9 protein-coding genes are annotated in these 10,406 nt (G+C 68.3%); all 9 read right to left on the bottom strand.

Annotation, left to right across the window (positions count from 1 at the left end):
* Positions 1–79: 79 nt before the first annotated feature.
* Entirely contained in the window at positions 80–988 is a 909-nt protein-coding gene (locus tag ACW5W4_RS17375) for a pseudouridine-5'-phosphate glycosidase (protein ID WP_427261475.1), read from the bottom strand.
* Positions 982–2,073, bottom strand: coding sequence for a PfkB family carbohydrate kinase (locus ACW5W4_RS17370; RefSeq protein ID WP_456690221.1), 1,092 nt, complete (start codon positions 2,071–2,073; stop codon positions 982–984). The genes ACW5W4_RS17375 and ACW5W4_RS17370 overlap by 7 nt, the downstream gene beginning before the upstream one ends.
* A gap of 156 nt (positions 2,074–2,229) precedes the next feature.
* Entirely contained in the window at positions 2,230–2,562 is a 333-nt protein-coding gene (nirD, locus tag ACW5W4_RS17365) for a nitrite reductase small subunit NirD (RefSeq protein WP_456690220.1), read from the bottom strand.
* Entirely contained in the window at positions 2,559–5,153 is a 2,595-nt protein-coding gene (gene nirB / locus ACW5W4_RS17360) for a nitrite reductase large subunit NirB (protein WP_456690219.1), read from the bottom strand. The genes nirD and nirB overlap by 4 nt, the downstream gene beginning before the upstream one ends.
* Before the next feature lie 27 nt (positions 5,154–5,180).
* Positions 5,181–6,002, bottom strand: a complete 822-nt coding sequence (locus tag ACW5W4_RS17355) for an ABC transporter ATP-binding protein (protein WP_408794848.1) — start codon at positions 6,000–6,002, stop codon at positions 5,181–5,183.
* 25 nt (positions 6,003–6,027) lie between these two features.
* Positions 6,028–6,960, bottom strand: a complete 933-nt coding sequence (locus ACW5W4_RS17350; protein WP_456690218.1) for an ABC transporter permease — start codon at positions 6,958–6,960, stop codon at positions 6,028–6,030.
* A gap of 20 nt (positions 6,961–6,980) precedes the next feature.
* The gene (locus ACW5W4_RS17345; protein ID WP_456690217.1) at positions 6,981–8,369 is read right to left on the bottom strand and encodes a CmpA/NrtA family ABC transporter substrate-binding protein; all 1,389 of its coding nucleotides are present in this window, start codon (positions 8,367–8,369) and stop codon (positions 6,981–6,983) included.
* 349 nt (positions 8,370–8,718) lie between these two features.
* A complete protein-coding gene (locus tag ACW5W4_RS17340) occupies positions 8,719–9,300 on the bottom strand; it encodes an ANTAR domain-containing response regulator (protein ID WP_427261481.1) in 582 nt (193 codons plus the stop codon).
* A gap of 205 nt (positions 9,301–9,505) precedes the next feature.
* Positions 9,506–10,321 carry a uroporphyrinogen-III C-methyltransferase gene (cobA, locus tag ACW5W4_RS17335; RefSeq protein ID WP_456690216.1) on the bottom strand — a complete coding sequence of 272 codons (816 nt, stop codon included), beginning with the start codon at positions 10,319–10,321 and terminating at the stop codon, positions 9,506–9,508.
* Between the last annotated feature and the right edge of the window lie 85 nt (positions 10,322–10,406).

Genomic DNA, 10,406 nt, shown 5'->3' with positions numbered 1-10,406 from the left:
GCACGGCGTTGTTCAACACCAGCTGGACATTAACCGCCAGGGAGTCACCGCCGGTCAGTTCGCACACAGAGGGCAACCGTTACAGGCTGGCAGCGATGCGCGCCCCCAGCACGGCGTTGTTCAACACCAGTTGGATATTGGCCGCCAGGGAGTCGCCACCGGTCAGCTCGCACACCCGGGCCAACAGGAAGGGGGTGGATGCCTTGCCCTTGACCCCCTGCTCATCCGCCTCCTTCAGCGCCTGGGCAATGGCGGCGTCTATGTCGGCCCTGGGCATGGCAAACCGGGCCGGGATGGGGTTGGCCACCACGGCGCCACCGGCCAGTCCCAGCTCCCACTTGATGCGCAGCGCCCTGGCGATGGCCGCCGGGGTATCCTGGCGGTAATCCACCTGGAAGCCGCTCTCGCGGGTGTAGAAGGCGGGCAGCTCATCGGTCTGGTAGCCGATGACCGGCACCCCCTGGGTCTCCAGGTACTCCAGGGTCAGGCCGATGTCGAGGATGGATTTGGCGCCGGCGCAGACCACGGCCACCGGGGTCCGGGCCAGCTCCTGCAAGTCGGCGGAGATGTCGAAGCTCTGCTGGGCGCCCCGGTGCACGCCGCCGATGCCGCCGGTGGCGAACACCCGGATCCCCGCCATGGCGGCCACTATCATGGTGGAGGCAACCGTGGTCGCCCCCAGCCCCTTGCTGGCCAGCACGAAGGGGATGTCCCGGCGGCTGCACTTGATGGCGGCGTGTCCGGCCCGGCCCAGGGTCTCCAGATCCTCCTCCCTCAGCCCCACCTTGAGGCGACCATCCAGGATGGCGATGGTGGCCGGCACGGCGCCGTTGTCTCGCACCGCCTGCTCCACCTGGCGCGCCGTCGCCACGTTCTGGGGGTAGGGCATGCCATGGGAGATGATGGTGGACTCCAGGGCCACCACCGGCTTGCCGGCGGCCAGGGCGGCGGCCACCTCCGGCTGGATATCGAGGTAAGGGTTCAGCATGGGTACTCCTCCAGCATGCGTTCGACGGCGGCCTTGGAGAGGCCGGGAGAGACGGTATCGGAACAGTTGGCGGTGAAGGCGGCGCAGCCGAGGGCGAAGCGGGTGGTCTCGGACATGTCCAGCCCCTGCCACCAGGCGTGGGCCAGCCCTGCCATGAAGGCGTCCCCTGCGCCGGTCACGTTGACGACCGGGCTGCCGAGCACGGGCAGATGGCCCTGGCGCTCCCCGTCGCTGTAAAAGATCCCCTGATCGCCGAGGCTCAGGAACAGCCGCGCCACCCCGGCGCGGTGGAACCAGGCCGCCGCCATGGGCCAGGTCTCGGGTCCGGCTATGGCAAAGCCGCACAGCCGCTCCGCCTCGCTGCGATTGGGCTTGAGGGTATGGATGCGGTGCAGCCAGGGGCGGATCTTCTCCACCTTGGCGACCGAAACGGTGTCGACGAAGATGCAGTGCTCCCCCTGGCGCTCGAACAGCCAGTCCAGGGTGTGGCTGGCGAGGTTGGTGTCCAGCACCCAGAGCCCGGCCGCGCCGAGAAAGCCGCCGAGGGGGGCGAGCCGGGCCGGGGTGAGCTCGTCTATGATGGCCATGTCGTTGACGGCGCAGCGCATCTCGCCGCTGTCATCGTGCAGGCTGAGGTAACAGGAGGTGGCCTGCCCGTCCAGCACCAGCACCTGGCGCACGTCCACCCCGGCCTGCTGGCTCGCCTCCAGCAGCCGATGACCGTGCTGATCGTTGCCCACCGCGGTCAGCAGCCGGGTGTCGGTACCGAGCCGCGCCAGGTTCTCGGCGATGTTGCGCCCCACCCCACCGGGGGAGGTGCGCACCGCCCCCGGGTTGGAATCCCCCATGCCCAGGGCCCCCCGGCTCTGACCGCAGATATCCATGTTGGCGCCGCCTATCACCAGGGCGTAGGGGCCTTCGCGCAGCACATAGCCGCGCCCCATGACGACCCCCTGCCGGATCAGGCTGGAGACATGGCTCGCCAGGGCCGAGCGGCTGATGCCGAGCCGGTTTGCCAGCGTCTGCTGGGGGATCATGGGGTCCTGGCGCAGCAGGGCAAGGATCTCTTGTTCACGTTCCGTCATAGACAAACATCCATATCTAGCCTTTTGTCTAATACATTCCTTGTCCAATCTAGCGGGAAAACGTTTTTATCCCAGGGCGCGACGGCAGAAGTGTCGAGCAACGCACAAAAAAACACCGGGACGGGCCCGGTGTCTGATCTCGCCAGGGTCAGAGGCTCACGCCAGTTGGACCCAGACCGACTCTCCCTCCAGCCGGGCGGGCCAGCTGCGCACCCCGAGCGCCGGATCGTCGAGACAGCGACCATCGGCCAGGGCATAACGCTGCTTGTAGAGAGGGGAGGCGACCACGGGCTCCCCCCCTATGTCCCCGAGGATGCCCCGGGAGAGCAGGGGCACACCGGAGGCGGGATCCCTGTCGTCGAGCACATAGACCCTCTCCCCGAGCAGGAAGACGGCCAGCTGGCGCTCCCCTATCCGGGCACTGCGGCCCTGACCGGGCAGCAGGCTGGCCAGGGGGCAGAGGGGTAACCAGGTGGATGGCTGTGTCATATCAACTCCTTGATGGCGATCTCCGGGGTGAAGGGGACTGGCGCGTCCTCGCGGGGCGCCATGGCGGGCACCCACTGGCCGCGCTCCTCCCGTCTGGGGGGGGTGGCGGCGGGCGCCTCATCCAGGAAGGCCTTGAACAGCGCCACCTTGTCCGGATCGGCCAATGTGCTCTTCCACTCGCACTGCCAGGTGCCGACGATGGCCGCCATCTGGGCTTCCAGCTCGGCCCCCAGCCCCAGGCTGTCCTCCAGGATCACTTCCTTGAGATAGGCCAGCCCCCCTTCCATGTTCTCCATCCAGACCGAGGTGCGCTGCAGCCTGTCGCCGGTGCGCACGTAGAACATCAGCAGCCGGTCTATGTAGCGGATCAGGGTCTGCTCGTCGAGGTCGCTGGCGAACAGGTCGGCGTGGCGGGGCCGCATGCCGCCGTTGCCGCACACATAGAGGTTCCAGCCGCGCTCGGTGGCGATGACCCCTATGTCCTTGCTCTGGGCCTCGGCGCACTCCCGGGTGCAGCCGGAGACAGCGAACTTCAGCTTGTGGGGCGCCCGCAGCCCCTTGTAGCGGTGCTCCAGGGTCTGGGTCAGGGTCATGGAGTCCTGCACCCCGTAGCGGCACCAGGTGGAGCCGACACAGGACTTCACGGTGCGCACCGACTTGCCATAGGCCTGGCCGGTTTCGAAGCCCGCCGCGATGAGCTCGCCCCAGATCTCCGGCAGCTGATCGACCCGGGCGCCAAACAGGTCGATACGCTGGCCGCCGGTGATCTTGGTGTAGAGGCCGTACTTGCGCGCCACCTCCCCTATGGTGATGAGGCCGTCCGGGGTGATCTCCCCACCGGGGATGCGCGGCACCACCGAGTAGGTGCCGTCCTTTTGCAGGTTGGCGAGGAAGGCATCATTGGTGTCCTGCAAGCCCCGGTGCGGCTTCTCCAGCACATGCTCGTTCCAGAGCGACGCCAGGATGGAGGCGACCGTCGGCTTGCAGATGTCGCACCCCAACCCCTGACCATGCCTGTCCCTGAGCTCGTCGAAGGTGCGGATCTCCTCGACCCGGGCCAGGTGATAGAGCTGCTGGCGGCTGTAGGCGAAGTGCTCGCACAGGCTGTGATCCGCCTCCACCCCCATCTCGGCCAGGGCCTCGTCCACCACCTGCTTGAGCAGGTTGCTGCAGCCGCCGCAGCCGGTCCCCGCCTTGGTGCAGGACTTGATGGCGGCCACATCCTGGTTGCCTGCCCGCACCGCCGCCACCACGGCCCCCTTGGTGACGTTGTGGCAGGAGCAGATGAGGGCGCTGTCCGGCAGCACCATGGGGGCCGCGCTCTGGGTCCCCTCCGCCACCAGCAGCGAGAGGGCGGGCTCGGGCAGGGGCAGGGCGTTCTGGTAGTACTGGAGCAGCCGATCGTAATCGCTGCCATCCCCCACCAGGATGGCGCCGAGCAGCCGCTTGCCCTCGCCGTCGGTCACCAGCTTCTTGTAGATGCCGTTGACCCGGTCGAGCAGCAGCAGCTCCTGGGCTCCCTCGGTGCTGCCATGGCCATCGCCTATGGCCCCCACGTCCACCCCCATCAGCTTGAGCTTGGTGGACATGTCGGCCCCGGCGAAGCGGGTCTCGCCGCCGCACAGGGTCGCCACCGCGGCCCGGGCCATCTGGTAGCCGGGGGCCACCAGGCCGAAGATGCGCCCCTGCCAGAGGGCGCACTCGCCGATGGCCAGGATGGCGGGATCCGAGCTCTGGCAGTCGTCATCGATGCAGATGCCGCCGCGCTCGCCGACGCTCAGCCCGGATTGGCGGGCCAGGGCATCGGCGGGGCGGATCCCCGCCGAGAAGAGGATCACGTCCGTCTCCAGGTGGCTGCCATCCTTGAAGCGCAGGCGATGGCGGGCCTGCTCGCCATCCTCGATGCACTCCGTGGCCTTCTCCACCAGCGCCTCGACGCCGAGGGCGCCAATCTTCTCCCGCAGCAGGGCGCCGCCGCTCTCGTCGAGCTGCACCGGCATCAGGCGCGGGGCAAACTCCACCACCCGGGTCTCGAGACCGAGCAGGCGCAGGGCGTTGGCCGCCTCCAGTCCCAGCAGGCCGCCCCCTATCACCACGCCGCTGCGGGCCTGGGCGCAGGCGTCGCGGATGGCATCCAGATCCCCCAGGGTGCGGTAGACGTAGCAGCCCGCCCGCTCGTTGCCCGGGATGGGGGGCACGAAGGGCACGGATCCCGTGGCCAGCACCAGGCGGTCGTAGCCGAGGCGCTCACCGCTGGTCAGGGTCAGGGTGCGGCGCTCTCTGTCCAGCGCCTCCACCTCGGCCCCCAGCCGCAGCGCAATGCCGTGCTCTTCATACCAGGCGGGATCCGCCAGGCGCAGGGCCTGGGGCGCCTTGCCGCCAAACACCTCGGACAGATGGACCCTGTCATAGGCCGGATCGGGCTCGGCCCCCAGCACGGTCACCTCAAAGTGCGCCAGACCGCCCGCCGCCACCAGCTGCTCGATAAAGTGGTGACCCACCATGCCGTTGCCGACCACCAGCAGTTGCTGCTTCTCAACTAAATGGGCCTGACCGTTGCCGACCACCCGTAGTGTCTCTTTGTTCGCCATATCTCTCTTCCTTGAATTCGGTGGGACTCAGGCCCGCAGCTTGCTGCGCACCTGACCGGCCGCCTTGAGGGGGGTCACCTTGCGCTGCTTCTCGTAGAGGAAATGCAGCACCTGCTGGCGCAGCCTGTGGTAGGCGGGGTCGTCCGCCAGGGCCACCCTGTCCCTGGGCCTGGCCAGGCGGACATCGAGGACTTCCCCTATGGTGGCCGCCGGGCCATTGGTCATCATGACGATGCGATCCGAGAGCAGCACCGCCTCGTCCACGTCGTGGGTGATCATGATGACGGTGTTGCCAAGCTCGGCCTGGATGGCCATCAGGGCATCCTGCAGGTGGGCCCGGGTCAGGGCATCCAGGGCGCCAAACGGCTCATCCATCAGCAGCACCTTGGGGGAGAGCGACAGCGCCCGGGCGATGCCGACCCGCTGCTTCATGCCCCCCGACAGTTCGTGGGGCAGCTTGTGGCTGGCGTGGTCCATCTGCACCAGGGAGAGGAAGTAGTCCACCTGCTCGGCCACCTCCTCGCGCCCCGTCACCCGGCGCTTGACCGCCAGCTCGACGTTCTGGTGGACGCTGAGCCAGGGCAGCAGGGCATGGTTCTGGAACACCATGGCCCGCTCCGGGCCCGGGCCGTCCACCTCGCGGCCATCGAGGATGATGCCCCCCTGGCTCGGCTCCAGCAGCCCGGCCACCAGGTTGAGTACAGTGCTCTTGCCACAGCCGGAGTGGCCGATGAGGGAGACGAACTCCCCCTTGTCTATCTTCAGGTTCACCCCCACCAGCGCCTCGAAGCGCCCCTGTTCCGTGTCGAACGCCATGCCGACGTCACTCAAATCCAGATAGGTTTTCATCACGACTCCTTGCCCATCCGGGCGATTAACGTAGCTGCTGCCGCTTGTCCCAGGACAGCCACTGTTGCAGTGCCAGCATGAGGCGATCCAGGGCAAAACCGATGAGGCCTATGGTCACCACGGCCACCATGATCCGGGCCAGGGAGGCGGAGCTACCGCTCTGGAACTCGTCCCAGACGAACTTGCCGAGCCCCGGGTTCTGGGCCAGCATCTCGGCGGCGATCAGCACCATCCAGGCCACCCCCAGGGAGAGGCGCATGCCGGTGAAGATCATGGGCAGGGCGCTTGGCAGCACGATGCGCACTATGTGGGTCAGGAAGGGCAGCCGCAGAACCCGGCTCACGTTGCGCAAGTCCGGGTCCACCGAGCTCACCCCGACCGCCGTATTGAGCAGGGTCGGCCAGAGGGAGCAGAGGGTCACGGTCAGGGCCGAGTTGACGAAGGATTTCGCCAGCCAGGGGTCCGGGCTCACGTAGACGGCGCTCACCACCATGGTGATCAGGGGCAGCCAGGCCAGGGGGGAGACCGGCTTGAGCAGCTGGATCACCGGGTTGGCGAGGCGATAGAGGGCCTGGTTCATACCGAGCAGGACCCCGATCGGGATGGCCAGCAGGGTCGCCAGGCCAAAACCGGCGGCCACCGTCAGCAGGCTGGTGCCTATCTGATCGAAGAAGGTGGCGCGCCCCGGGTAGGCCCGCACCTTGACGCGGGCCTCCGGGTCTGCGGCGAGCCGCTCGGCGTTGCGCGCTTCCTGGCGCGCCAGGAAGGCGGCTTCGCGCTCCCGCTCGGCCAGGTGCTCCTCGGTCAGTTGCCACAGCTGGCTGGCGGTGGCCCCCGGCCCCGGCAGGGTGCCCAGGCTGGTATTGACCTGGCTCGCCCCCAGTTGCCAGAAGAGCAGGAACAGCAGTATCCCCATGCAGGGCGCCAACAGGCGCCCACTCGCGGTTGTTTTCATCATTGCCTCTCCCTATCCCGGGTTCATTGCACCTGCTCATCGCCCTTGAGGCCGATGGCAAGACGGTTCAGATAGTCGTTGGGGTGGCGTCCGTCATAGGCGACGCCATCGATAAAGCCCTGCTGGGGGCCGCGAAAGCCGCTCTCGCTGGCAAAATCGGGGAAATCCCCTGCCTTGAGCCTGCCCTCCTCGATGAGGGCCAAGGCCGCCTGGCGGTAGACCTCGGGGCGATAGACCGCCTTGGCCACCTGTTCGAACCAGGCGTCCGGCTTGGCCTCGGGGATCTGGCCCCAGCGCCGCATCTGGGTCAGGAACCAGATGGCGTCCGAGTAGTAGGGGTAGGTGGCGTGATGGCGGAAGAAGACGTTGAAGTCGGGCACGCTGCGCACATCCCCCTTGTTGTACTCGAAGGTGCCGGTCATGGAGGCGGCGATCACCTGCTCGTCGGCCCCCACGTAGTCGGGGCGGGCCAGCAGCTTGGCGGCCGCCAGCCGGTTGCCGTTGTCGTTGGCGTCGAGCCAGTGGGCGGCACGGATCAGGGCCTTGACCAGGCGGGCATGGGTGTTGGGATGGCGCTCGGCCCACCCCTTGCTGACCCCGAACACCTTCTCCGGGTTGTTGCGCCAGATCTCGTAGTCCGTGATGACGGGCACCCCTATCCCCTTGGCGATCGCCTGCTGGTTCCAGGGCTCCCCCACGCTGTAGCCCATGATGGTGCCCGCCTCCAGGGTGGCGGGCATCTGGGGCGGCGGCGTGACCGACAGCATCACCTCCCCCTGGCGCTGGCCCGAGTCATCCCCCTTGAGGGGGGCGTAGTAGCCAGGGTGTATGCCACCGGCGGCCAGCCAGTAGCGCAGCTCGTAGTTGTGGGTCGAGACCGGGAAGACCATGGCGAAGTTGAAGGGCTTGCCCCCCTGGCGATAGTGATCCAGCACCGGCTTGAGGCTGCTGGCGGAGACGGGACGCGCCACCTGGCCGTCGGCCTGCTTGGGCAGGTGCGGCAACATGGCCTGCCACACGGCGTTGGCGACCGTGATGCCGTTGCCATTGAGATCCATGGAGAAGGCGGTCACCAGCTCGGCCCGGGTGCCGATGCCCACATGGGCCCCCAGGGGCTGGCCCGCCAGCATCTGGGCACCGTCCAGCTCTCCGTCGATGACTCTGTCCAGCAGCACCTTCCAGTTGGCCTGGGCCTCCAGGGTGACGTAGAGCCCCTCGTCCTCGAAGTAGCCCTGCTCATAGGCCACCGCCAGGGGAGCCATGTCGGTCAGCTTGATGAAGCCCAGCCTGAGCTCTTCTTTCTCCGGCGCCCCTATGGGGCCAAGGCCGGTCGCGCCCTGCTCCGTGGCCGCCAGGGCCGGCATGGCCAGCATGGCCAGCAGCGCCCCTTTCCATATCATCTTCGGCGTCATGTTCACCTCGTTACATCCTTGTCCGGATCGGGAGGGAGCGCGCCGTTGCGCCCCGCCTTCGCCGTGTAGCCAAAAAAAAAGCCCCATCGACCGTCTGGTCGATGGGGCCACATTGCCCAATGTTGATGGTGGTCGGCCCCTGGGGGCCCGGCGGCTTGCCGCACTGGCGGCGCCTGCCTGTTATTGCTCTTCTCTTCAGGTTATTCAGGATGCGTGCCAGGTTGGCAAACCCCCTGTCGGCGGCCCCGTCAGGGCCCATACCCCCCACAGACTGCGCCAGCGCGGCGCAACTGCACCAAAATGGCCACCCAACTCCTGCTGATAGGGGCCCTTCCTCCTGATTGGGCCCTTAGCCGGGCAGGGCCTGCAACAGGCGGCGGGCCAGCTCGGCCAGGCTGTGATTCTGGGCCATGGCCGCGCTGCGCATCGCCTGATAGGCGGCCTCCTCATCCAGCCCCTGGTGGCGCATCAGGCGCCCCTTGGCCTGCTCGATCAGCCGCCTCTCCTCCAGCTTGAGCCGCAGGGCATCCTGGGCCTGCTGTTGCTGCTGCACCATGGCCAGCTGGGCCCGGGCCAGTCGCAGCCACTGCTCGACCGGTTCCCGCTCGCCGCAGCCGTGGGGCACCATGAGGGCGCCCTGGTTCAGCAGATCCGCCTGCTGCTGCGCCGTCAGCCGATCGCAAAACAGCACCCGCGGCAGATGCAGCCCCTGGGCCATGGCCAGCCGGATCTCGGCGCTGAAGCGGCGGCAGCTGATCAGGAGGCCATCCCCCTGCAACTTGCCCGCCAGCAGACCCGCCTCGTCCAGGATGCGGGGACTGTGACCATAATGGCTGACCAGGGCCCCCAGCCGGTTGGCCTGCACCCTGTCATCGGCATGGATCAGCAAGATGGAGTGGCGGCGCTCCTGGCCACCGACTGGATGTGACATGCCCTTTCCTCTCGTCAGTTCATTCCGTCGAACAGGATGGAACCGACGCAACTTGGAGGCCAAGTGTTTGAATCTACCCCCTATTTATCCATCTCTAGGTAGAAGGGGTAGACCCGGACGCCCTCTGTTGCTCCCGCCCCAGAACGACGTAAAAGGGGGCAGCCCAGGCTGCCCCCTCCATGCCATCGCCGAGCCCGGAAAGCTATCAGGCGACCCGGCTCTCCAGGGCGCCGAGCAGTCCCTTGAGTTCATCGCGCAGCGCCACCACCTGGCCCAGGATGATCAGCACAGGGGTCTCCCCCGCCAGGGCCTGCGCCGCCCGGCTCAGGCCGTCGAGCCGGCAGCGCACCACCCGCTCCCGCTCGCTGCACCCCGCCACTATCAGGGCCCCCGGCCGGGCCCCGGCGGCCCCCGCCCCCCCCCCCCCCCCTCGCGGGCCCCCGGCCCGGCCCCCGGCGCCCCCCGCCCCCCTCAAGCCGGCCTCTATCCTGGCCGCCTGCTCCAGCCCCATGTAGCAGACCAGGGTGTGGCCGGCCGCCACCAGGGCGCCCCAGCCCCCGAACTGCTCTCCCCCCTGCAGGTGACCGGTCAACAGGGTCACGGAGCGGGCCAGCCCGCGCTGGGTCAGGGGAATGGCGCTGCTGGCGGCGCAGCCCAGGGCGGCCGTGATGCCGGGCACCAGCTCCGCCTCGAAGCCATGGCGGGCCAGGTGCAGGGCCTCCTCGCCCCCCCGGCCGAAGATGAGGGGATCCCCCCCCTTGAGCCGCACCACCCGCTTGCCGGTGCGGGCCAGGGCAAGCAGCAGGGCGTTGATCTCCTGCTGGCTCGGGCTGGGTTCGCCGCAGCGCTTGCCGACGTCGAACCGGGCCGCGCCGACCGGGATGCGGGCGAGGATCTCGGCCCCCACCAGGCGGTCGTACACCACGGCCTCGGCCGCCTCGATGCGGCGCAGCGCCCGCAGGGTGAGCAGTTCGAGAGGGCCTGGGCCCGCCCCCACCAGGCTGATATGGGACTGTTGCATGGCCTCTCCCTCCTGCCTGGCTGCACCGAAAGATGCGCTGCCCTGGCTTCCTTGTCCATTCCCCTCCGGGCGCCAGGGCCTTCCC

The organism is Aeromonas crassostreae (genome assembly GCF_054052445.1).
This window is presented reverse-complemented; position numbering and strand designations above follow the sequence as displayed.

What these genes read in the sequence shown, in the direction of transcription:
- ACW5W4_RS17375 (WP_427261475.1), bottom strand. Translation starts at nt 988, where the DNA reads ATGCTGAACCCTTACCTCGATATCCAGCCGGAGGTGGCCGCCGCCCTG.
- ACW5W4_RS17370 (WP_456690221.1), bottom strand. Translation starts at nt 2,073, where the DNA reads ATGACGGAACGTGAACAAGAGATCCTTGCCCTGCTGCGCCAGGACCCC.
- nirD (WP_456690220.1), bottom strand. Translation starts at nt 2,562, where the DNA reads ATGACACAGCCATCCACCTGGTTACCCCTCTGCCCCCTGGCCAGCCTG.
- nirB (WP_456690219.1), bottom strand. Translation starts at nt 5,153, where the DNA reads ATGGCGAACAAAGAGACACTACGGGTGGTCGGCAACGGTCAGGCCCAT.
- ACW5W4_RS17355 (WP_408794848.1), bottom strand. Translation starts at nt 6,002, where the DNA reads ATGAAAACCTATCTGGATTTGAGTGACGTCGGCATGGCGTTCGACACG.
- ACW5W4_RS17350 (WP_456690218.1), bottom strand. Translation starts at nt 6,960, where the DNA reads ATGATGAAAACAACCGCGAGTGGGCGCCTGTTGGCGCCCTGCATGGGG.
- ACW5W4_RS17345 (WP_456690217.1), bottom strand. Translation starts at nt 8,369, where the DNA reads ATGACGCCGAAGATGATATGGAAAGGGGCGCTGCTGGCCATGCTGGCC.
- ACW5W4_RS17340 (WP_427261481.1), bottom strand. Translation starts at nt 9,300, where the DNA reads ATGTCACATCCAGTCGGTGGCCAGGAGCGCCGCCACTCCATCTTGCTG.
- cobA (WP_456690216.1), bottom strand. Translation starts at nt 10,321, where the DNA reads ATGCAACAGTCCCATATCAGCCTGGTGGGGGCGGGCCCAGGCCCTCTC.